This is a genomic window from Halalkalibacterium halodurans (genome assembly GCF_004376175.1).
GTDB lineage: Bacteria > Bacillota > Bacilli > Bacillales > Bacillaceae_D > Halalkalibacterium > Halalkalibacterium halodurans.
The window spans coordinates 15,876-39,205 of sequence record NZ_SNUY01000038.1 but is presented as its reverse complement, the minus strand read 5'-3'; the positions used below and the strand labels follow the sequence as shown (position 1 = coordinate 39,205).

At 43.1% G+C, this 23,330-nt stretch carries 17 protein-coding genes, 1 pseudogene and 1 other annotated feature; of the genes and pseudogenes, 12 read left to right on the top strand and 6 right to left on the bottom strand.

Features of this window, described 5'->3' with window-relative positions:
• The first annotated feature begins 246 nt into the window (after positions 1-246).
• On the top strand, positions 247-1,344 hold the full coding sequence (locus E2L07_RS12920) for a nicotinate phosphoribosyltransferase (protein WP_010899390.1): 1,098 nt from the start codon (positions 247-249) through the stop codon (positions 1,342-1,344).
• Between the two features lie 307 nt (positions 1,345-1,651).
• Positions 1,652-2,953: a UDP-N-acetylmuramate--L-alanine ligase gene (murC, locus tag E2L07_RS12915; RefSeq protein WP_010899389.1), complete on the top strand. Its 1,302-nt coding sequence runs from the start codon at positions 1,652-1,654 to the stop codon at positions 2,951-2,953.
• 120 nt (positions 2,954-3,073) lie between these two features.
• Here the strand turns inward: murC and E2L07_RS12910 are convergent, their stop codons facing one another.
• Positions 3,074-4,189, bottom strand: a complete 1,116-nt coding sequence (locus E2L07_RS12910; RefSeq protein ID WP_010899388.1) for an aminopeptidase — start codon at positions 4,187-4,189, stop codon at positions 3,074-3,076.
• A 180-nt stretch (positions 4,190-4,369) separates the two neighbouring features.
• On the opposite strand from E2L07_RS12910, the gene E2L07_RS12905 reads away from it, so the two are divergent.
• Both E2L07_RS12905 and E2L07_RS12900 read left to right on the top strand, forming a co-directional pair.
• The gene (locus E2L07_RS12905; RefSeq protein ID WP_053430487.1) at positions 4,370-4,816 is read left to right on the top strand and encodes a DUF948 domain-containing protein; all 447 of its coding nucleotides are present in this window, start codon (positions 4,370-4,372) and stop codon (positions 4,814-4,816) included.
• Positions 4,816-5,238: a YtxH domain-containing protein gene (locus E2L07_RS12900; protein ID WP_010899386.1), complete on the top strand. Its 423-nt coding sequence runs from the start codon at positions 4,816-4,818 to the stop codon at positions 5,236-5,238. The genes E2L07_RS12905 and E2L07_RS12900 overlap by 1 nt, the downstream gene beginning before the upstream one ends.
• An 11-nt stretch (positions 5,239-5,249) precedes the next feature.
• Here E2L07_RS12900 and E2L07_RS12895 read toward each other — a convergent pair whose 3' ends face one another.
• Complete coding sequence (locus tag E2L07_RS12895; protein ID WP_134229758.1) at positions 5,250-7,412, bottom strand: cell division protein FtsA; 2,163 nt, start codon at positions 7,410-7,412, stop codon at positions 5,250-5,252.
• 218 nt (positions 7,413-7,630) lie between these two features.
• Here E2L07_RS12895 and E2L07_RS12890 point away from each other — a divergent pair, with 218 nt between their 5' ends.
• The 5 genes from E2L07_RS12890 (at position 7,631) to E2L07_RS12870 (ending at position 12,474) form a co-directional block, all read left to right on the top strand.
• Positions 7,631-8,725, top strand: a complete 1,095-nt coding sequence (locus E2L07_RS12890) for a bifunctional 3-deoxy-7-phosphoheptulonate synthase/chorismate mutase (RefSeq protein ID WP_010899384.1) — start codon at positions 7,631-7,633, stop codon at positions 8,723-8,725.
• A gap of 285 nt (positions 8,726-9,010) precedes the next feature.
• The gene (ccpA, locus tag E2L07_RS12885; RefSeq protein ID WP_053430490.1) at positions 9,011-10,012 is read left to right on the top strand and encodes a catabolite control protein A; all 1,002 of its coding nucleotides are present in this window, start codon (positions 9,011-9,013) and stop codon (positions 10,010-10,012) included.
• Between the two features lie 47 nt (positions 10,013-10,059).
• Positions 10,060-10,869, top strand: a complete 810-nt coding sequence (motP, locus tag E2L07_RS12880; protein ID WP_010899382.1) for a flagellar motor protein MotP — start codon at positions 10,060-10,062, stop codon at positions 10,867-10,869.
• Positions 10,859-11,611 carry a flagellar motor protein MotS gene (motS, locus tag E2L07_RS12875; RefSeq protein WP_010899381.1) on the top strand — a complete coding sequence of 251 codons (753 nt, stop codon included), beginning with the start codon at positions 10,859-10,861 and terminating at the stop codon, positions 11,609-11,611. The genes motP and motS overlap by 11 nt, the downstream gene beginning before the upstream one ends.
• 161 nt (positions 11,612-11,772) lie before the next feature.
• The gene (locus E2L07_RS12870) at positions 11,773-12,474 is read left to right on the top strand and encodes a 5'-methylthioadenosine/adenosylhomocysteine nucleosidase (RefSeq protein ID WP_053431929.1); all 702 of its coding nucleotides are present in this window, start codon (positions 11,773-11,775) and stop codon (positions 12,472-12,474) included.
• Positions 12,475-12,553: 79 nt separating this feature from the next.
• On the opposite strand, the gene E2L07_RS12865 is transcribed toward E2L07_RS12870, so the two are convergent.
• Genes E2L07_RS12865 through E2L07_RS12855 form a run of 3 tightly spaced genes read right to left on the bottom strand, consistent with a single transcriptional unit; the run spans position 12,554 to position 15,039 of the window.
• Positions 12,554-13,723, bottom strand: a complete 1,170-nt coding sequence (locus E2L07_RS12865; RefSeq protein ID WP_134229757.1) for an acetoin utilization protein AcuC — start codon at positions 13,721-13,723, stop codon at positions 12,554-12,556.
• Complete coding sequence (locus tag E2L07_RS12860) at positions 13,720-14,367, bottom strand: acetoin utilization AcuB family protein (RefSeq protein WP_134229756.1); 648 nt, start codon at positions 14,365-14,367, stop codon at positions 13,720-13,722. Before E2L07_RS12860 ends, E2L07_RS12865 begins: the two co-directional genes overlap by 4 nt.
• A 39-nt stretch (positions 14,368-14,406) precedes the next feature.
• Positions 14,407-15,039 carry a GNAT family N-acetyltransferase gene (locus E2L07_RS12855; RefSeq protein ID WP_134229755.1) on the bottom strand — a complete coding sequence of 211 codons (633 nt, stop codon included), beginning with the start codon at positions 15,037-15,039 and terminating at the stop codon, positions 14,407-14,409.
• Between the two features lie 241 nt (positions 15,040-15,280).
• On the opposite strand from E2L07_RS12855, the gene acsA reads away from it, so the two are divergent.
• Both acsA and E2L07_RS12845 read left to right on the top strand, forming a co-directional pair.
• Positions 15,281-16,996 (top strand): acetate--CoA ligase, encoded by a 1,716-nt coding sequence (acsA, locus tag E2L07_RS12850; protein ID WP_134229754.1) that lies wholly within the window; start codon positions 15,281-15,283, stop codon positions 16,994-16,996.
• A 461-nt stretch (positions 16,997-17,457) separates the two neighbouring features.
• A pseudogene (locus tag E2L07_RS12845) lies at positions 17,458-18,323 on the top strand (substrate-binding domain-containing protein).
• Between the two features lie 360 nt (positions 18,324-18,683).
• On the opposite strand, the gene E2L07_RS12840 reads toward E2L07_RS12845, so the two are convergent.
• The gene (locus E2L07_RS12840; RefSeq protein WP_134229753.1) at positions 18,684-21,623 is read right to left on the bottom strand and encodes a transglycosylase domain-containing protein; all 2,940 of its coding nucleotides are present in this window, start codon (positions 21,621-21,623) and stop codon (positions 18,684-18,686) included.
• A gap of 147 nt (positions 21,624-21,770) precedes the next feature.
• Positions 21,771-21,989: a binding site (T-box leader), on the top strand.
• Between the two features lie 62 nt (positions 21,990-22,051).
• Here E2L07_RS12840 and tyrS point away from each other — a divergent pair.
• Positions 22,052-23,290 carry a tyrosine--tRNA ligase gene (gene tyrS / locus E2L07_RS12835; RefSeq protein WP_134229752.1) on the top strand — a complete coding sequence of 413 codons (1,239 nt, stop codon included), beginning with the start codon at positions 22,052-22,054 and terminating at the stop codon, positions 23,288-23,290.
• Positions 23,291-23,330 lie beyond the last annotated feature (40 nt).

Here is a 23,330-nt window from a genome sequence, read left to right as displayed (position 1 = left end):
CATAAGATTCTCAACGAGGAGAACCCTAAAATCCTGAATTCGCTTACACATATGAGGATGGAAAATACTCCTCCCACAAAAGGTTGACACAATCACGGGTATTGTGACGCTTGTTTTCCAAGCAAAGGTTTTATATGATAGATGGTAGATTGTCAAATGATCACATAGACCTAGAGAAAAAGAGCTCGTTCCGGTCTCCTGAGAGGAGAAGACACAAGGGATGATGGCAAGGGAGTTAAATTGGTTATGAAAGAAATCGAACAAAAAATGCAAGGTAAGATTAAACGCTTGACCAATAAAACCTTCAAATTTGATGAGCGGGTGCGGGACGGATGGTTTTCCGCTGTCTATTTTTTGAAAACGAGAAACATTGTTGAAAAATATCGTTCGAACAATACGGTGACGATGCAATTTTTTCAAAAAGAGCATGCGATTTTGTGCGGAACGGATGAGGTCATTGCTCTCATTAAGACATTCGCAAAAAATCCGGACGAGCTTGAGATTCGTTCACTGAAAGATGGGGACAAAATAACCCCGTTCGAAACAGTACTAACCGTAACAGGCCCATATCAAAATTTTGGCTATTTAGAAGGAATTATTGATGGCATTTTTGCGAGGCGAACATCGGTTGCGACGAACGTATACAATGTCGTAAAAGCAGCGCGTCTCTCTGGTAAACAAAAGCCAGTCATTTTTATGGGGGATCGTGACGACCATTTTACCCAACAGTCTGGTGATGGATACGCTGCTTACATCGGTGGATCAACGGCACAAGCGACCCATGCGATGAACGAATGGTGGGGGAAAAAAGGGATGGGGACGATGCCGCATGCCTTAATTCAGCTGTTTGAAGGCGATGTTGTCGCAGCAACTCAAGCCTATTATGAAACGTACCCTACGGATGAATTAACAGCACTTGTAGACTATAATAATGATGTGATTACCGACTCATTAAAGGTGGCTAGAGCTTTTGGCGAGAAGTTAAAAGGAGTTCGAGTCGATACGTCACGGACGATGGTCGATCAGTACTTTTGTCGCAATCCACAAGTAATGGGGTCGTTCGACCCTCGAGGGGTGAATCCTCCACTACTTTTCGCTCTTCGTGAGGCGTTGGACAAAGAAGGTTTTCAACATGTGAAAATCATCGCAACTGGAGGATTCAATGCGGAGAGAATTGCAGCATATGAAAAACAACAAGTGCCGGTAGATATTTACGGTGTTGGTAGTAGTCTGTTAAAAATACATATCGGATTTACTGGTGACAACGTAATTCTGAACGGAAAAGAGCAAGCAAAAGCAGGACGAAAATATCGCGACAACCCTCGCCTTGAAGTTGTAGAATAAAGAACGTATCTTTAGCCTGCCGCTTTGCGACAGGCTACTATATGCTTAAGGTCCCTCTGGAATGGAGGGGAAATCTGTGCTTTTCCTGTTACTCACACATGTATATTGAATTGATTATATTGTATCAAGGATAAATGTTTAAAGTGGAAATGGCATGTTTCTATGATGTGTGGTACTGGAAAAGAATGTTCACTCGGTCGATTGGTGTTAAGGTTAAAGTTTGTTATAATAATTCAATAATTATTGGATACAGATGATACCTTTATTATGGACGCGGTTGAAACCACAAACATATGGAGGTTCCCCCATGACAACTTTTCATTTTATCGGAATTAAAGGATCGGGTATGAGTGCTTTGGCACAAGTCCTACATGACATGAACTATCAGGTCCAAGGTTCCGATGTCGAAAAACGGTTTTTTACACAAAAGCCCTTAGAGGAAAAAGGGATTCCTATTTTTCCTTTTCAGAAAGAAAACATAAAAGAAGGACAACAGGTAGTTGTTTCTGCTGCTTACTCAGACGAACATGAAGAAGTGGTAGCAGCGAAAGAGCAAGGCTTAGAGATCCAGTCCTATCCAACGTTTTTAGGTGAATTTATCCAGCGGTTTACAAGCATTGCTGTTACGGGTTCCCATGGAAAAACGTCTACGACTGGTTTACTTTCTCACGTGCTAGGCTCTCATTGCCCAACATCCTTTTTAATCGGTGATGGAACTGGTAAAGGAGCGGCAGATAGTCATTACTTTGTATTTGAAGCTTGCGAATATCGTCGTCACTTCCTAAACTACCGACCAGACTACTGTATTATGACGAACATTGATTTTGACCATCCTGATTATTTTGACGATATTAACGATGTTTTTTCGGCTTTTCAAGAGATGGCGATGCAAGTGAAAAAAGCAATTGTCGCTTGCGGGGATGACGAGCAGCTCCAAGGCATTCATGCGAATGTACCAGTGGTTTATTATGGATTCAATGAAGACAACGATTTTCAAGCCCGAAACATCGAAGTTACATCTGAGGGTACGCATTTTCAAGTGTTCGTTCGCAACAATCATTATGGGGATTTTACAATTCCTAGATTCGGGAAACACAACGTCCTGAATTCGTTAGCGGTTATCGCTCTTTGCCATTATGAAAACATTCCGGTTGAGGTATTAGCGCGCGAACTGAAAACGTTTGAAGGTGTGAAACGGCGCTTTACGGAAAAAACGCTGGGCGGTCAAATCCTTATTGATGACTATGCCCACCATCCGACAGAAATTTCCGCAACGATTGAGGCCGCAAAGCAAAAATACCCAGATCGGCCGGTAGTTGCGATTTTTCAGCCCCACACATTTTCACGGACAAAAGCGTTTTTACATGAGTTTGCGGAAGCTTTAAAGCAAGCCGATCACGTCTACCTTTGTGATATTTTTGGATCGGCTAGGGAAAACAAAGGCTCGTTGTCGATTGAAGATTTGCAAGCGTTAATTCCTGGTGCTCACTTGTTGTCAGAAAATGACCTAGCTCCGTTGCAAGATCATCGAAGCGGTGTTCTTCTTTTTATGGGAGCCGGGGACATTCAAAAGTTTCAACAGGCGTATGAGCACGTCTTAACAACGTAACGGAAAAATAAAAAAGCAGCTACTCCTCAAAATGAGGAAGCTGCTTTTTATACTTTTTATAGAAAAACGACGCTACCGCCATTTAACACTCTGCGGTAGCTAAATCATACGCTCCTGTCGTTATTTTAAGTTTTCTGGATTAAGTCCTTGTAGTTCGTCAATGACAAATCGGCCATCTTTCCGGATAAGCTGATCATCAAAATAAATTTCTCCCCCGCCGTATTCAGGGCGTTGAATCATGACAATATCCCAATGGATGGTGGAGTGGTTTCCATTGAAGGCATCGTCATAGCATTGTCCCGGTGTAAAATGAAAACTCCCATCGATTTTTTCGTCGAAGAGGATGTCTTTCATCGGGTGAAGAATGTATGGATTTACACCGATGGCAAATTCTCCAATGTATCGAGCGCCTTCATCCGAGTCAAGAATTCGGTTGATTCGCTCAGTATCGTTGGCAGTCGCTTCGATAATCTTTCCATCTTTAAAAGTAAAGGATACTTGTTCAAAGGTGAACCCTTGATATGGGGTAGGTGTATTATAGCTGATCGTTCCATTCACCGAATCTCGAACAGGGGCGGTATATACCTCACCATCTGGAATGTTCATTTCTCCTGCGCACTTGACTGCAGGGATCCCTTTAATCGAGAAGGTTAAATCAGTACCAGGACCTTTAATCTGAACTTTGTCTGTCCGGTTCATGAGCGCAACAAGGGCATCCATCGCGTGACTCATTTTTCCATAGTCTAGATTACAGACGTTAAAATAAAAATCCTCGAAGCCTGCTGTGCTCATGTTTGCGAGCTGGGCCATAGAATGGTTCGGGTACCGAAGGACAACCCACTTCTTCTTAGGTACACGGATTTCTCGATGAACCTTTGTACCAACAGTTTTACCCCATAAAGCCAACTTATCTCCAGGGACATCGGAAAGCTCAGAGATGTTATCTCCAGAGCGCAAGCCGATGTATGCGTCCACTTTCTCCATCATCGTCGCTTCTACATGGGCTATCAGTTCTAATTGCTCTTCCTGTGCTCCTAGAAGAAGTGAGCGATCCACTTGGTAATCTTTTAATAGGACAAATGGGTAACCACCTGCTTCATAGGCCTTTTCCACAAGGGCTGTTACTAAATCACGCTGTAAGCCAAAATTTTCGATTAATACTTTTTCGCCTGGTTGAAGCCTAATCGAGTAGTTAATTAGGTTATCTGCTAGCTCTGTTATTCTTGGATCTCTCATTCACGGTCCCTCCTTTTATCGTCACTACCTTATTGTAAACGATATGCCGTTTAGTTCCTAGTTACTTGAAAAAAGTTGAAGGAGATTAGAAAAAAACTGCGAAAACGTTTATAATGAAGGGTAACGCTAGTTTAATGAATGGCCAAATTGGGTACACCCATCTATGTAAGGAGGTGTCATATGGAAGGCTTATTATACATAAGCGCCATGATCGTTGCCCTTGCTTTTGCAATTTTAGTGATTTTCGTTATTCGTACGCTCCGTTCCGCGACAAAGACGTTGGATCATGTTGCAAACACAATGGCAGGGCTCGAAAAGCAAATGACAGGGATTACGAAAGAAACGGAACAATTGCTGCATCGGACCAATCAGTTGGCTGATGACCTCCAGCAAAAATCAGAGTCGTTAAATACGGTTTTCGATTCTGTTAAGGATATGGGACAAGCCGTCCAACAGGTGAATCAATCCGTTCGTCATGTCGCTGACCGGGTCGCTACAGAAACTGAACGACAATCAGGTCAGATTGCACAAGTGGTTCAATGGGGCAATGTTGCCATTGATCTATACAAACGCTTTAAAGAAAGAACGAAAGTGAAAGATGTAAACCAAACCAAGGAGGAGTTATAATGGCAGAAATGAACACGAAGGACTTTCTAATCGGTACGCTGATCGGTGGAATTGTTGGAGCTTCCGCCGCTCTATTATTAGCACCTAAGTCGGGAAAAGAACTTCGAAGCGATATAAGTGATCAAGCACAAATCGCCCGTGAAAAAACAAGCCAGTTTACATCTTCAGCCTACGAAAAAGGAAATGAGTGGGCGTCGATTGCAAAAGAAAAATCAACAAATTTAGCAAAAACGGTTAGTGATCAATCGAACCAAGTCATGGATAAGGTGAAGGAGCTTACGAACAAAGGATACGATGAAGCGAAACAGCTTACCGATGAATTGACATCGGAAGTGCAGCAATCGGTTGAAGTGGTAACTGAGGAAGCGAAAAAAGAAGCAGCAGACCTCGAACAGAAAGTCGAGGAAGAACTTAAAAGCTAAGCCTTCATGGCTTAGCTTTTTGCTCGTTCTTCTAATTGAATGTATAATTGATCGCCATCTCTAATCTGCGTTTGCAATTCAATTTCATGATCATTTCGCAGCAAACGTACCGAACGGTAACGGGAAGGGGAGAGGTCAATATCGATGACAGAAAAGAGATCTTGAAATGTAAATGGCTGTATTTCCTTTTTCTTTAGAATGATCGACTGATGGGATCGAAGCGGCTCGTTAGGATCTAAGCACCTGTCGTTCTCCCAAAACGCCATCGTCGTTTTTTCCAATGTTACGGGTTGTCCATTAACGGTGACCGTGATCGTCATTGTAGGTTGAAGGTTCAGCTTTTCCCATAATGAATTAATTGTATATGGCTTTGTCACTTTATGAATGTAATCAATTTTGTCGAAAGCCTTCAAAGGTGTCTCCCCTGTTACCGGGATGCCATTCTTTAGCAACCTTCCTTCTTCATCTGTCCATTCTATCTTTTGGCCATCTACAAAAACAGTGAATGGTTTTGGCTCAGAAAAGGAAATCCCTAACTGATCAAACGCTTCAGCAATCGTTTGTGGGAGCATGACATCGATAACATCCCGTTCTTCAACGGCCGCCTCTAAAGAAGTAGGTTTTCCGTTTTTTGTAATTACTCCTGTTATTTGCTTTGCTTCTCCGTTAATTTCAATCGATAAAGTAGGCACCTCATCAATCAAATCGCTTATTTTGGGTGAAGCCTTTTTTCCATCCTGCCCAGGTATTACTTCGATTCGATCCTCTGCTTTTAACGGTTCATCAAGGCTCGTTGCTTCTCCATTTTTCATAAGCATCGGAGGTTCCCCATGCTCTCCTGGGATCGTAATGAGTCGACCTTGGAGAGTCATCATGACAGCTAAACCTGGTTTTCCATATAATTTCGCAATGTCGATCCCAGCAGCGATTAATCCATCTCCAACCGTTAACGTTTTCACATCAAACAACCGTAGTGTTCGGCCGTTTACCGTGATGCTTATATATTCAATCGGATTTTCTTTCGCTGCAATGGCAATGCCGATCGGTGTCACCAATTCTGGACCTTTATATTCTTCAGATACTTGTTTTAAATCTTTAATGGCATCGATGCCTCGAACAGCGACTCGATTGTCTGGAAGCTGGAGACAACGGGCTAAATGTTGCGGGAGCTCTGGTGTTAAGCTTCCCCCTCCAACGAGCATTACGGCCTTTGGTGCTTTACCATTTAAGTTGAGAATTTCATTGGCAATCGCATGGGCTAACGTTTGAACCGATGGCCGTATAGCACTTAGCACATCTTCTTTTGCTAAAGTGGTTTCCATCCCTAATATATCTTGAATGGTGACCTCATCATGAACCGTTATCTCTCGTTTCATTCGCTCGGCATCGGGAAAATCAAGAAGAAACTGATCGCTTAAAGCCTCTGTCATTTCATCTCCAGCCACCGGGACCATCCCATAAGCGGTAACAGTTCCTTCCTCTGTAATCGCAATATCGGATGTGCCTGCTCCAATATCGACAAGAGCCACATTTAACCGTCGCATAGAAGGAGGAATGAGGACGTTAATGGCTGCGATAGGCTCCAGCGTCAGCGCTTCGAGTGACAAGTCAGTTCTGGATAATGCGGCCATTAATGATTCCACAACGACTTTTGGCAAAAAGGTGGCAATGACCTCTACAGCGGCCGTTTGTCCTGTCTGATCGAGAAGGCTTCCGATCTCTTCATCATCTAGCTTATAATGCAATACTGAATAGCCAACGCAATAATAGTTCCTAGAAGCCTCATCTTTCTTATCCTGAGCGAGGGCAAACTGGGCTTTTTGCACAGCACTCAACTCGAGATGGAGCAGATCGTCTCTCGTTAGCATGGGCTTTCCGTCAATGTTCATATCAAAGGCAGCTTTTTGGGTTCGTAATGAACGACCAGCAGCTGCAACACATACTTTTGATAAGGGTCCATGCCGTTCTTCTAACGTTGACTTGACTTTACCAATGACTTGGGCGACGGCAGGCACGTTATGGATTTGACCGTCAAGCATGGAGCGTTCCGCATGCTCCATGACTTCCATATCGAGCAATTCATAGCCGTTGTTCTCCTCTTTTAATAGAAGACCAACGACTGTACGCGTTCCAATATCAAGAGCGAAAACAGGCGAAGCGGTATTCTGTGTCATGGATCGATCACCTACTTGTTCAAAATAAAGGCGGCAAACGTATACCGCTTCTTCTATTTTAGCGAAATTTACCTTGGGCGTCATCCTTTCGTACTATTTTTACTTTAGTGCTTAAAAGCGTCTAATTAATAAAGAAAAAGTTCGTGACATTTGAAAAAGGATCGTTTATAATAGTCCGTAATCGATAGAAGCCAAGCAAAACGAAGGAGTGGAGAATAGTGAGCAATGAGCAGCTAGATTTGTTAAGAGATAAGTTAGATGAGGTAAACTTAAAGCTTCTTGAATTGATTAATGAGCGCGCGCAACTCGTGCAGGAAATCGGTCAGCTAAAGAGCAAGCAAGGCGTTAATCGTTTTGACCCTGTTCGCGAGCGAAATATGTTGAACCATATCGCAGAAAACAATAAAGGGCCGTTTGAAACATCGACCCTCCAACATATTTTTAAGGAAATTTTCAAAGCAAGCCTCGAACTTCAAGAAGATGATAACCGTAAAGCGCTACTTGTTTCACGGAAAAAACACCCTGAGAACACGATTGTCAACGTGAAAGGGGAAACAGTTGGCGATGGCGAGCAACGTCTTATTATGGGACCTTGTGCAGTTGAAAGCTACGAGCAAGTAGCGGCTGTAGCAAAGGAAGTAAAAGCAAGAGGACTTAAACTATTGCGTGGTGGTGCATACAAGCCAAGAACATCGCCTTACGACTTCCAAGGATTAGGACTTGAAGGGTTAAAAATTTTAAAACGTGTGGCAGATGAGTTCGACTTAGCGGTCATTAGTGAAATTGTAACGCCAGCGGACCTTGAAGAAGCAATCGATTATATCGATGTGATTCAAATTGGAGCCCGTAACATGCAAAACTTTGAACTGTTGAAAGCTGCCGGGTCTGTGAACAAACCTGTTCTATTAAAACGAGGTCTATCAGCAACGATTTCTGAATTCATTCACGCGGCAGAGTATATCGTTTCAAAAGGAAATGGGCAGATCATGCTATGTGAGCGTGGCATTCGCACTTACGAAAAAGCAACGAGAAACACACTCGATATTTCAGCGGTACCAATCTTGAAGCAAGAAACGCATTTACCGGTTCTAGTAGATGTGACTCACTCTACTGGCCGACGTGATCTGCTTCTCCCGACAGCAAAGGCAGCTCTTGCTATCGGCGCCGATGCGGTAATGGCTGAAGTGCATCCAGATCCTGCTGTTGCTTTGTCAGACTCAGCACAACAAATGGACATCGGGCAATTCCATGCATTTGTCGATGATCTTATTGCATCAGGACTATACAAAGATGCAACGAAAACTCCTCAATAATGAGGAGTTTTTCGCTGTTATCTGATAACGATCGGCTATGGCCAAAAAATACATCTACATAGAGTGGATAAGCTAAAAAATGGGAAAGGTATAAATAGGAGTAGGTTCGTGTTGAAATAGGGCGAGTTACGATCAAAAAGAACTCGCCTTTTATGAAAAAATGTTGAAAGTTTTTTCATTAATGTCGATATAAGTAGAGTAAGACATTGCGGACCTCCTCATAGTATCGTATGATAACAATACATTCATATGAAAAATTATTCCTTTAGATAGAGGAGGATCACATTGAATACTACGATTTATGATGTTGCACGTGAAGCAGGGGTATCTATGGCAACGGTATCCCGAGTGGTCAATGGCAATCCAAATGTAAAACCAGCGACGCGAAAAAAGGTGCTGGAAGCCATCGAACGACTTGGGTATAGACCAAATGCTGTAGCAAGAGGATTGGCGAGTAAGCGGACGACGACAGTTGGGGTGGTTATTCCAGATATCTCAAGTATCTTCTTTGCAGAACTTGCACGGGGGATTGAAGATATCGCGACGATGTACAAGTATAACATCATTCTTTGTAACTCTGATCAAAACAAAGAAAAGGAAATCCATCTCATCAACACTCTTTTAGAGAAACAAGTGGATGGTATTGTCTTCATGGGTGGAGAAATTACAAATGAGCATGCAGAAGAATTCAAGCGGGCGCATGTTCCAGTTGTATTAGCAGCAACTTTAGATGCAGAAAAAGAAATCCCATCTGTAAACATCGATTACAAACAAGCTGCTTTCGATGCTGTCACCTATTTAATTGAAAAAGGACATACTTCCATTGGCATGGTTTCTGGGTCGTTAGAGGATCCTGTAAATGGCTATCAAAAATATGCAGGCTACCGGGAAGCGTTGGAAGAGAGAGGCGTTGCATTCGATGAATCGATGGTCGTCATCGGCGATTATACATATGATTCAGGGATTGATGCGATGAACGTCTTTACGAAGCTAGAGAAAAGACCGACCGCGATCTTTGTAGCAACCGATGAAATGGCGTTAGGTATTATTCATGGGGCTCAGGATCATGGACTTAATATCCCGGATGATATTGAAGTCATCGGTTTTGACAATACCCGCCTAGCGACAATGGTTCGCCCAACCCTTTCAACAGTAGTCCAGCCTATTTATGATATAGGGGCTGTTTCCATGCGGTTATTGACTAAGTATATGAACAAAGAAGAGGTAAGTGAGCATATCGTCGAACTTCCGCACCGCATTGAGTTTCGCCAATCGACAAGACCCTAGCTCTCCGTGACATCTAGATTCATCACGTGATAGGCAGGGAGAGGGATATGAAAAAATTTGATATTTTAACACCTGTGGGTCTTTTTCTTGGAATTACAGTTCTATTATTAGCTGTGTTCTCAAACTCTGGTCCTTCAGGAATCGTCTTCTTCATCCAGATTTCCTCCGTTCTTATCGTTATTGGAGGAATCGTATCGGCACTCGTTATTACCTTTTCTTTTACCGAGTTAAAACAAGTGCCAAGAGTACTAATGGAGGCCTTTCGAACGCAAGATCACGATTTGGGGAAACTTGTACAGACATTCGTGAATCTGTCAGGAAAGGCAAGAAGAGAAGGGCTACTAGCATTAGAAGCCGGTCTTGATGAAGAGGTGGAAGATCCGTTTATTCGGAAAGGGATCCTTCTTGCTGTCGATGGTATTGAACCAGATGTGATTAAAGACATTATGATGGCTGAAGTGACCGCGATGGAAGAGCGGCATACAAAGAGCCGAGCGCTGATTGATAAGGCGGCAGAGTATGCGCCAGCCTGGGGAATGATCGGTACATTAATCGGACTCGTGTTAATGTTGCAAAACTTAAATGATCCATCAACTCTTGGACCAAACATGGCGGTGGCTTTGTTGACAACTCTCTATGGAACGGTGTTAGCAAACCTTGTCTTCTTACCGATGTCCACCAAGCTCATGAACAAAACAGACAGCGAAGTGTTTGTGAAGCAGATTATTATTGAAGGAGTAATCGGTGTTCAGTCAGGTCAGAACCCGAAAATCCTTGAAGAGAAACTAAGCGCATTTATTACGAAGAAAGATAAGGAAGCAGACGAAGAAACGGGGGACGAAGCGAATGAAGCGTAGAAAACGTCAGCCAGAAAAAGGAGCACCAAGATGGATGGTTACTTTTTCTGATTTGATGACGCTCATTCTCGTCTTTTTCATCCTCTTGTTCTCCATGTCTGTAGTTGATGCGCAAAAGTTTCGAGCCATTGCAGAGTCGTTTCAACAGCGACAAGTATTTGAATTCCTTCCCTCTGCAATCGATTTTGAAAGTCCAAAAGAAGATCGGGGAGAAGAGCGGAAAGAACCGTTCGATGAAGGAGAGTATGGCGATGAGCAAAAGGATGAAGTGGATCTTGATGAACTGCTAGCTGAGGTGGAAGAGTTCTTAGAAGAGAATGAATTGACAGAACAAATTTCTGCCACCCGGGATGATCGAGGGGTTGTTCTCATTTTGCAAGAACAAGCTCTCTTTGAGACAGGAGAAGCTGAGGTTTTACCAGGAGCAAGACCATTTCTTGATAAGGTCGGAACCTTAGTAGAATTAATTCCGAATATCGTCAAAGTGGAAGGTCATACCGATAACCGGCCGATCTCGACGTACCGTTACCCTTCAAATTGGGAATTATCAGGTGCGAGAGCGAGCAGTGTCATTCGTTATATTATCGATCATCATAATGTTGACCCTAGTAGGTTTATCGCTACAGGCTTCGGTGATACAAGGCCTGTTGTCCCGAACACAACAGAAGAAAATCTGCAGCAAAACCGTAGGGTTATTATCGTTATCTCAGACCCTACCACAAATCCAGATGATACGTTTTAATGCAGCAACTTAACAATCCTCTTGCATGAGGGTTGTTTTTTTCTACAATCTAGGAAGCACATGGATAATGGCAGAGGATTGACTTGTGACATACTAACGGTGGCAATCTGTTGTTTGACAAAGAAATGATTACTTATTTTCCAAAGGGGGAAGAAAAGACCATGAAAACAATTGGTCTCATTGGCGCAATGAAGGAAGAACTAGCATTAATAAAAGAGCAAATGGATGTCATCAGCGAGTCGACTTTAGCGACCGTTTGTTTTTATGAAGGGACCATTCATGGGGCACGAGTCGTACTCGTTAAATCAGGTGTGGGTAAAGTGAACGCCGCGATGACAACCCAATTATTAATTGACCACTTTCATGTAGACGCCATCATTTTTACTGGGGTTGCTGGAGCTTTATCTCCTTCACTTGAAGTTGCAGACCTTGTCATCTCTACATCACTTCAGCATCATGACATGGATGGTACCCCTCTTGGATTCAAGCGAGGAGAAATTCCGATGTTTGAACGATCATCTGACTTTTTAGCAGATGAATGGCTTGCATCTGTAGCTTATGATGTAGCGACAAACGAGACGGGACGAAAGGTTGTTAAGGGACGAATTGTGAGCGGTGACCAATTTATTGCTGATCGCCATAGGGTGAGAGAGCTTGCTGAGAAATTTGATGCTGTTTGTGTTGAGATGGAAGGGGCAGCTGTTGCTCAAGTGGCAGCGCTGAATCAGATTCCGTTTGTCGTAATTCGTTCGATTTCTGATAAAGCGAACGAGGAAGCGAATATATCCTTTGCTGAATTTACGAAAATCGCCAGTGAGCAATCACAATTAATTGTAAGTGGGATGCTCAAAAAGCTTACATAGGAACGAGAGACTGGAATGCCAAGTTTATCTCCAGTCTCTCGGCACATATACGACAACTAGACATGTTTTCATAAACTGTCTATGTTTGCGTTTTCAATTCTGTGTAAATGTGATACAATGCCTTCTCGACAATTTTCTTGTTTTTCTCTGTAATTTCATCACGGCGCGGAATGGTAGGTAACTCTTCATTTTCATCTTCCCAATGTGAAGGCAAAGGATGCTGAGCATATGTGGTCCATTTACTGAGCCATCGCTCAGGTAACGGCCCGTTAGCTTTTTGCAATTGATCGGTCATCTCAAGCCATATCATAGCCCATGCCCGTGGAACCACTCGCCAAATATCATAGCCGCCACCACCGACAGCAATCCATCGGCCCTCACAATATTCATGGGCAAGGGCGTGAGCAAGCTGAGGGATGTAGCGGAACGTTCGCATTGAGGCGCAAAGGTGTGTTAACGGATCATGGAAGTGAGCGTCAGCCCCGTTTTGCGTTAAAATGACGTCTGGTTTAAAAAATTTCACGACGTTTGTAACGGCCTGTTCGTAGGCGAATAAAAAGGAGTCATCCTCCGTAAACGCATCGAGAGGAATGTTAATCGAATAACCATATCCTTCGCCTTGCCCTTTTTCATTAAAGTTCCCTGTTCCTGGGAAAAGGTAGCGACCGGTTTCGTGAATGCTCAATGTACAAACATCGTCCTCCTCATAAAACGCCCATTGGACACCATCACCATGATGGGCATCTGTATCAATGTAAAGAACACGTGCACCAAATTTGCGTCTCATATATTCGATCGCGATTGAGCTATCATTGTAAACGCAGAAGCCTGAAGCTTTCCCACGAAACCCGTGATGTAAGCCGCCGCCTAGGTGGCAGGAGTGCTCGGCATGACCTTCCATCACTTGATCGACAGCAGTTAGCGTGCCCCCGACAAGAAGGGCTGCGGCTTCATGCATGTTTTTAAATATCGGAGTGTCTTCCGTTCCGAGACCATAGTTCAATGCGACCCCATCGCTTAACGTTCCATTACCGGCAGCCTTCACTGCATCGATAAACGCTTGATCGTGAATGAGGCGGAGTTCAGCCTCTGTGGCTACACGAGGGGCTACAATTTCTGAATCATCCAAAGCGTCCATGCTTTTTAACAGATCATAAGTTAATCGCAAACGTTGATGGTTAAAGGGGTGGGTCGAATGAAATTGATACGACAGCTGGTTTTCTGAGTAGACAAAGCTTGCTTTTTTCATGTGGCGATCCCTGGAATGTTGGGCCACAGCACGTGATACCCTTTTGATTGGAGGTCACTAATTGTTCCCCTTGGATCCATCGATTGAATGCGAAAAGCTAAAATTTTATAACGTTCATCTTCCCTATCTGGGTAGACGAGGACGCTTGCGATATTCATTTGCCGCTGTTTCATAATTGCTGCTACATCTGCTAATTGGCCAGCTTTATTTTCCACGCGCACATAAATTTGTGAACTCGGCTGGTGAGCTCCCATCAATTCTACGAGCGTATGCAGAACATCCGTGTCTGTTACGATCCCGACAAGCTGCTCCCCTTCTGTCACTGGCAGACAACTAATGCGATTTTCATAAAGAAGTCTCGCGGTCTCTGCGACTGAATTTAGAGGATGGACGGTAATCACATCCTTTGTCATGATGGAAGATACGGGTTTCTGCAAGTCCTCTTGATGTTCATCACGATGGAATATGGACGGGCTAGCATCACGTATATCTTGATCTGTTACGATGCCGATAACGTCCTTTGATTTGGTAATGACAGGGAGGTGGCGGAATTTTTCTAGAATCATCGTCTGATAAGCTTCTTTGATCGTTGTTTGTTCATGGATTGTGACGACGTTACGTTTCATAATCTCTTCGATGAGCATGAAAACGATCACCTCTTTTGAGTGTCTTATAGAGTAGAATTAGTACATAAACCGGTTTTGGAAGCGCAGCTGATCGAACGCCTGAATCGACTCTGGGGCCACTCTTTTCCCGATTCGGGCCATCAAGCAGTTAGCCGGATGGGAGCATATTTCAGGGTCATCTGTCGCATACCATTCCAGACCGCCAGCGTTCATCATTTTTTCCATCACTTTTCGGTATTCCCATACATTGAGACCACTCCCTTTTAAGTCCCAATGCCAGTAATACTCCGTTGTAATAATGATGTAATCCTCCATTGCATCGTCTTTCATCGATAGTCTAAGAAGGTTTTTTCCAACCTGAGCTCCGCGATATTCAGGGGCAATTTCGATCGCACCAAGCTCAATTAAATTTTCAATTTGTCCTTGTGACCAACGTTCCAGCGGATCTGGGTACACAAAGGTCACATAGCCGACGATCATTTGCTCATGACGGACAATATTCACTCGGCCCTCGGGTAAATCGGCTATTTCAATTAAGGCCTTTCTCTGTTCCTTAGGTGGACGAAAAGCGACGAGCCCTTCATGAAAGTCGAGCTCCGAAAGCTGTTTTCCTGATAAAGGACCTTCAAGGACGAGGGAAAATCCGTTGGCTTCGTGCTTTACCGCATAGTACGTTTTTTTATGAATCATCACTTGAACCACCTTTAATGATCGAAGCGCTCGTATTTACGCTCGCGCTTTTTTCTGTTTCCTTGGTTGTATATCTATTCATAGTATACATGATGTTGCCCCAAATTGTTGTTTGTTCTGCGGATTGCCACATGATAATTTTCTCATAAGTAAAACCAATACACAATTTGAAATTGAAAAAATTTTCTAACTGTACTATAATAGTACGAGAATTTGAAAATAAGAGAGGGAGATGAGGTTGATGAACTTGCAAGCGCTTCCAACAAAAGAGGGGAACCATAATCTAAAAGATTACAATGAAGCTGTCTCTACCTTTGATTGGTCTTCTGTTGAAAAACAGTTTTCATGGTATGAGACAGGGAAAGTGAATCTCGCCTATGAAGCCATTGACCGTCATGCAGAATCAAACAGACAAGATAAAGTGGCTCTTTATTATAGTGACGCAACAAGGGATGAGCAGTATACATTTGCTGATATGAAGAAGTATACAGATAAAGCTGGCAACGTTCTTCGCGATGCTGGAGTCAGCAAAGGGGATCGGGTCTTTATTTTCATGCCACGCTCACCTGAACTTTATTTTGCATTGCTTGGCGCAGTGAAGGTTGGTGCGATCGTTGGACCTCTTTTTGAAGCCTTTATGGAAGGGGCAGTCAGAGATCGCTTAGAAGATAGTGAAGCAAAAGTTCTCATCACAACTCCAGATCTGTTACAACGTGTACCAGTCGACCAATTGCCACATTTGGAAACGGTATTTATCGTCGGTGATCATGTTGAAGAAGAAGGGCCTTATCGTGATTTTCTCTCTAAGTTAACTCAAGCATCGGATGACTTAGAAATTGAATGGGTGGACCGTGAAGACGGCTTGATTTTACACTATACTTCAGGATCTACCGGGAAGCCAAAAGGAGTATTACACGTCCACAATGCGATGATTCAACACTACCAAACAGGAAAATGGGTGTTAGATTTAAAAGAGGATGACGTCTATTGGTGTACTGCTGATCCTGGCTGGGTAACAGGGACGTCGTACGGGATTTTTGCCCCGTGGTTATGTGGAGCGACAAATGTAATTCGCGGTGGTCGCTTTAGCCCAGCAGATTGGTATGAGACATTGCAAAAATATAAGGCAACCGTATGGTACAGTGCACCAACCGCATTCCGAATGTTAATGAGCGCCGGGGATGAGCTCGTGAAAAAGTACGATCTATCGTCTTTGCGCCACATCTTAAGCGTGGGTGAACCATTAAATCCAGAAGTTGTCCGCTGGGGGATGAAAGTGTTTGATTTGCGTATTCATGATACGTGGTGGATGACAGAAACAGGAGCGCAATTAATTTGTAACTATCCATCAATGGACATTCGCCCAGGCTCAATGGGAAAACCGTTGCCAGGAATTAAAGCGGCCATCATCGATGATCAAGGGAATGAGCTACCACCGAATCGGATGGGGAATTTAGCGATCCGCAAAGGCTGGCCTTCGATGATGCGTGCCATATGGAAAAATGAAGAAAAGTATAACAGCTATTTTGAAATTGATGGCTGGTACGTTTCTGGTGATTCGGCTTATATGGATGAAGATGGCTATTTCTGGTTCCAAGGCCGAATTGATGATGTCATTATGACCTCAGGGGAACGAGTCGGTCCATTTGAGGTAGAAAGCAAGCTAGTAGAGCATCCTGCTGTAGCTGAAGCGGGAGTTATCGGAAAGCCTGATCCAGTTCGTGGCGAAATTATCAAGGCATTTGTCTCCCTTCGCGATGGATATGAACTCACCGACGAGTTAAAAGAAGATATTCGCACATTTGTGAAGGAAGGTCTTGCTGCCCATGCCGCTCCAAGAGAGATCGAGTTTAAGGATAAGCTACCAAAAACACGCAGCGGTAAAATTATGCGTCGTGTGTTAAAAGCATGGGAGCTAGACTTACCTACGGGAGACCTTTCGACAATGGAAGATTAAAAGCATCCAGCCCCTATGGAACCAATCCTGTAGGGGCTTTATTTTAGCACTTAATCAAATGTTGAGGTAGTGAATGAGGCAAAATTGTTTATTGAGAAAAGAATCGTTACAAAAAGTAGCATAAATCGAATTCTCCGATATTTAGCTATTTCAGTTGATTTTGGGGGATTTTACCCTCGGAAAATAATATTTTTTCTACGCGCTGTATGATAACCTGACTTTTTGCAGTTAATAGAAAAAGTAGTGAAAAAGATTGAATTTATTTAAGATTCATTTATAATAGGATTGAAAGCGCTTTCGAAAATTCCGAATTTTTTAAAGTTGTTACCGAAAAAGTAACAACAAATTTTTCGCTGTTTACTAACACGCGTTAGTTAACGGATAGTAACAAAATGATCCCTATAAGGAGGATGGAAGATGGTAAAAAGTAAATATTTAGTTTTCATTTCTGTTTTTTCTTTGTGAAGAACGATGGCACACATCATCTCAAAACGACTGACGATACATTAATCTACAACAACCCCTTTTTTGCTCCCGTTATTAATGCAGTAAGTGATCAAGCCAACAAATTAGATTATTATGTCATCATATCGATTGTTTATTCGAAAGAGGACTTAAAGAAGGTCGAGAGTATTTTCAATCAAAAAATGATTGAAGGTGCCATTTTTGTTGGAACACAAGAAGATGAAAATGAGTTTATTTTTAAGCTCATTAAACAAGGATATAAGATAGCCATGATTGATACAAGCGAAGTATATAGTAAAGAACATAATGCTATTTATATTAATCCAGATAACTATGAGGGTAGTGCGAAAGCAGTCAATCATTTAGTTGAACTCGGACATAAAAAAATTGGGATTATAACAGGGAATCTAAATAAAGTATCTGCTAAAGAAAGACTAGATGGATTTAAAGAGACATTAAGTTATCATGGATTAAAGCTTAGTGAAGACCACATTTTTCAAGGAGATTTCACTGAGGATAGCGGGTACGAAGGGATAAAGTCTATACTCAATGGGTCAAATAAGCCCACGGCCATTTTATCAGTAACGACACAATGGCTATTGGAGCTTACAAAGCCATTGCAGAGTTAGGATTGAATATTCCAGAGGACATTTCGATTGTAGGTTTTGATAATTCGTTTTTTGCCTCATATTTATCCCCTCTTTTGACAACGATAGATATTTCATTTGTAGACATAGCAAAGAGAGCAACAACACTTTTAATTAAATCGATAGAAGGAAAAGAACAGCTTGGTATTGTAGAAAAAATAAATGCGACTTTAATCAATAGAGGGTCGTGCAAAAGGATTCAAGGCAAGTTTTGAAGATAGAGATGATAATCGTGAAATAGATTATTGGATAAAGCGGCCTCTTGTAAAGGAGATATGTCTTTTAGAAGTGAGTGAGCGTTTTATAACAGACAGATGATTCTAGCAAAACCGTAAAAAGCATCCTATGGAGAAAAAGAGTCTGAAAAAGGTTGATTTTTAACTTTGTCACAGGCTCTAGGAAAAAGGGGAAAATGCATTCTAAAGGTTAGGTTTACGCCTAAGAGACCGCGTTGAAAATGATCTTCTACCCATGCCCCTCTAAATGTAAGTGTATAAAAATACCTATAGATGAACACTCTTTTTCAAGTGTCCTATCTATAGGTATCATATTAATTAAGGGTCCCTATCGTATTCCTAACGGTCATCGTCAGAAGAAGAATCATCATCCCCATCGTCGGATCCTCCGTCGTCATCTGGTTTATCGTCTTCGCGTTTGTTGTTTTGCTCGTTCTCCTGCTTCTTCTTATCGTCTTTCTTTTCCTCTTTCTTTTCTTCCTTCTTCTCTTCTTTTTTCTTCTCCTCTTTCTTTTCATCTGAGGATGTCTGGCTACTCTTTGATGAGACGCTCGCAGTTTTTCCTTGAACGGCTGAGGAGCGGCTAGATTCACGACCAACCGAATCAACGGCTGAGGAGCGGCTAGATTCACGACCAACCGAATCAACGGCTGTTACATAATAAGAATGGTTACCGTTGCTGACGTTATAAGATGTCGTTTCGTTTCCTTTAACAGAGCCAACCCGTTCTGTCGAGCCACCATTCACTCGATAGATTCGATACCCGACAATGTCACCTGCTGTATGTTTATCCCATTGAAGCGTCGTGCCGTTTAAGCGGATATTTGAGACAGGACCAGGCGTTTTTCCGTTATTCGGTGCTTTTTTGTCAGGAATTAATCCTTTTAGGTTATCTGGCAAATATTTACCTATGTTGTCCATGTTCCAAGCCCCTGATGATAGCCGTAGCCCAGCTTCTGTGAACTCTTGTGGCGTAGAATCAAGAGCTAAATAGTTTTTTCCATTAATCGTGACGTAACGAGCAGATTCTAAACCATCATCTCCAGATTTCGGCAAGAACTTTGCGTTGAACAAATCGGATGTCACAAGCCCTGCTTGCTCACACGCTTTTGATGGTGCGGTTCCTGTGATGCTACAAACGGATCGACGGACGATTCCTTCAGGCATTTCGAACGACTGATTCGGTGCCATCAGCTCAGGATTTTCATCATAAGCAGCATTGGCAATTCGCGCCCAAATTTGTTGCGTACGCGGCCCGTAGCGTAAGCCATTCCATGGGCTTTGAATCGTTTTCGGTGTATCATAACCGATCCATACGCCCAAGGTGACGTTCGGATTTAGTCCAACGAACCAAGAATCCTTAACCTCACTTGATGTTCCTGTTTTTCCTGCCCAATCGGCAGAAAATTTCATTCGTCCTGGTAAAGAATTCGCTGTTCCGACACCGCGGAGCACGTCGCGCATCATATCGATCATTAAGTACGATGTCTGTGGGGTGAACACGTCAACTGACTTTGATTTATGCTCATAAATTACGGTTCCGTCTGCTGTTTCAATTTTTTCGATCATATAGGATTCGACGTATTGACCACCGTTTGCAAACGTAGCAAATGCGTTCGTGTTTTGCTCTACTGTGACGTTGTGATCGGTTGCTCCTAACGCTGCTGCAGGGTACGGTTCTCCGTCGTTTAGCTGAAAACCAAGCTTACGCATCGTTTCCCGTGATTGTTCATGTGGCACCTGTAAAAAGGCACGCACGGCAGGAACGTTACGAGAGCGGGCAAGCGATTCACGAACAGAGATGAGTCCCATATGCGTACGATCAAAGTTGTTAATAGGTGTTGAAGTGCCTGGATACGTTGCAGGTGTATCAGGAATGACGAAACCTGGTTGAGCGGCACCAATCTCCATCGCTGGACCGTAAGCTAAAAGCGGCTTCATCGTTGATCCGTTTGGACGATACGCTTGCGTCGCGTGGTTGTATTGGTCTTCTGCACTTCCTTCATCGCGACCAGCAACGAACCCTTTGATCGCCCCTGTCGAATTTTCCAGTAAGAGAGCACCGACTTGTTCTTGTTCCCCTGCAATCGTCGGTCCGAAAAGGGAGTCGTCCTTGACTGCATTATTCATCGCTTCATAAATGTTTTTGTCAATGGTCGTATGAATGCGGTAGCCATTATGGCGTAATTCATGTTTCGCTTCTTCTCTAAGATTGTTTAAAAGTGATTGCCGTTCTTCTTCCTCTAACTCATCTAAATCAACGTCAAGCTCTTTTAATTTTAAGTTGTAGAGGACTTCTTCTCCACGTTTCATCACTTCATAGGTTAAGTATGGATACTTTTCAATAGGCGATTTTTTACGGTTTGTTAAGTTTTCACGTATGTCATAGTCTAGCGCTTCCTCTAGCTCACTTTCTGTAATGTATCCATTGGTGTAAAGACGGTTTAAAACGGTTTTCATCCGTCTAAGTCCAGGCTCTAGATCTTCCTTTACTTCCCCTGTGCTCGTAAACGGTGTATAGCCGAATGGGCTTTGCGGAAGACCAGCAATAAAAGCAGCTTGCGGCAGGTTTAAATCTTTGGCGTCAACGCCGAAAATGCCTTTTGCCGCTGCTTGAGCACCTGCGACCTGCCTGCCTGAGGCGTTCCGTCCAAATGGTACAACATTTAAGTAAGCTTCAAGAATTTCTTCTTTTTCGAGAAAATGTTCAAGGCGCATGGCGAGAAGAATTTCAGTCGCTTTTCGGTCAAAAGAAACGTCACTCGTTAGAATTTGGTTTTTGATCAACTGTTGAGTAAGCGTGCTTCCTCCCGTTTGGACAGAAGAGCCAGCAAATTCTTGATAGGTTGCGCGTAGGATGGCTTTTGGAACGATGCCATCATGCTCGTAGAAGTATTCATCCTCGGTGGCGATAATCGCGTGTATGAGATGTTCTGAGATGTCGTCGAGGGCAACGTAATGGCGTTCTACTTCTGCGGGAAGTTCCCCGAGATAGACATTGTTTGCAAAGAACACTTGACTCGTTTCTTCATAATCAAAAATATCCTGCCTCATCTCATCTGCCGAGCGGAGAGGCTCATCCCGGACGAGAGAAGCAAAATAGCCAGCGCCTGCACTTCCGATAAACACGAAAAGGACAAGGGCGCCAACGAGAAAGACAAGGGTTAAGTTCCAAGCAACTAAATAGGTTACGCCAATCCCTCGAAAGATCTTCTTCTCTCGCAATATGGTAATAATCGTTTGAATGCGAGAACGGATTTGCGAAAGGGCGTTCTTCATGTTCAGCCTCCTTTTGTGAACGAAGAAGGGATAATATCATGAGTCATTATAGCACAAACTGTCGAATGTCGATATGATTTCGTAAAGCTTGTCTAAAGGCGATTCTTGACTTTTATGAGGCAGTATGATAAAAACGAATGGAATCAATATTGAGCGTTGAAGAGTGACAGTAGCGAACGTCTCCCTGTAAAAAGAGAGCTGGTGGTTGGTGCAAATCAGTACAAAGGCGACTCGTGAAGTACAGCTTGGAGCTTTTTCTTTGCTATTTTGGTGAAGAAACGGGGCATGCCGTTATCATGTTGGAGTTGGGAGAAATGCTACTATTTCTCCAAAAAGGGTGGTACCGCGAGTAAGCTCGTCCCTTATGTGGGAGGGGTTTTTTTATTTTTTTATAAACGATCTAACATTCAATACAGGAGGAATGTACCGTGGAGGAAAAAGCGTTAACGCCAGAGCAAACCCAAGAGGTGGAGCGACAGCTTGAAATTCTAAAGCGTGGGGTAGTGGAAATTGTCCCTGAAGAAGCTTTACGAGAAAAAATTGAAAAGTCGGTTCGGACAGGTAAGCCGTTAAAAGTAAAGCTAGGGATGGACCCGTCAGCCCCTGATGTTCATATCGGTCATACGGTTGTCCTTCATAAGCTGCGACAATTCCAAGATCTTGGCCATGAGGTGCAAATGTTGATCGGGGATTTTACCGGGCGAATTGGGGATCCATCTGGTAAATCTGAGACGAGAAAGCAGCTAACCGATGAGCAAGTGAAAGCGAATGCTCGGACGTATGTGGAGCAGTACGGAAAAATTTTAGATATGGAAAAAGCAACGTTACATTATAATTCAAAATGGTTAAGCGCGCTTAACTTTGAAGATGTCATTAAGCTTGCGAGTCAAATGACCGTCGCTCGGATGCTTGAACGGGATGACTTTGAAAAGCGATACAAGTCAGGTCAGCCTATTTCCATCCATGAGTTTTTCTACCCGCTCATGCAAGGGTATGACTCGGTAGCGTTAGAGTCGGATATTGAAATAGGCGGAACGGATCAAAAGTTCAACCTGCTGATGGGGCGCATGCTTCAAGAAGCTTATGGAAACGATAAGCAAGTTGCGATCACGATGCCGTTAATCGAAGGATTGGATGGAGAACGAAAAATGTCTAAATCCTTAAACAATTACATTGGTATTGATGAGGCGCCAAATGAGATTTTTGGAAAGGCCATGTCGATTCCAGATGAGCTCATGGTGAAATACTATGAGTTAGCGACCGATTTATCAATGGATGAAGTAAAAGCGATCGCAAAAGGCCTAGAAGATGGAAGTGTCCATCCACGCGATGCGAAAATGAAGCTTGGCGCTACGCTTGTTCGAATGTATCATGGCGAAAACGAAGCTGAAGAAGCCGTAAATTACTTTAAAACGGTCTTCCAAAAGCGAGATTTGCCAACGGACATTCCAGAAGTGAAGTGGGATGGCGAATCCTCTGTTTGGATTGTGGACTTGCTTGTGACCCTCGATTTATTGCCATCAAAAGGTGAAGCACGGCGAATGGTGCAAAATGGCGGAGTGAAGCTTAACGGTGAAAAAATCGAAGACGTCCAGTTACAAGTGGAAATAGAGGATGGCCTCATCGTACAAGTGGGCAAACGGAAATTTAAAAAGCTTGTTCGGTAAAAAGAAAGGGGACATTTGCTTCCCTTCTTCTACCGATGTC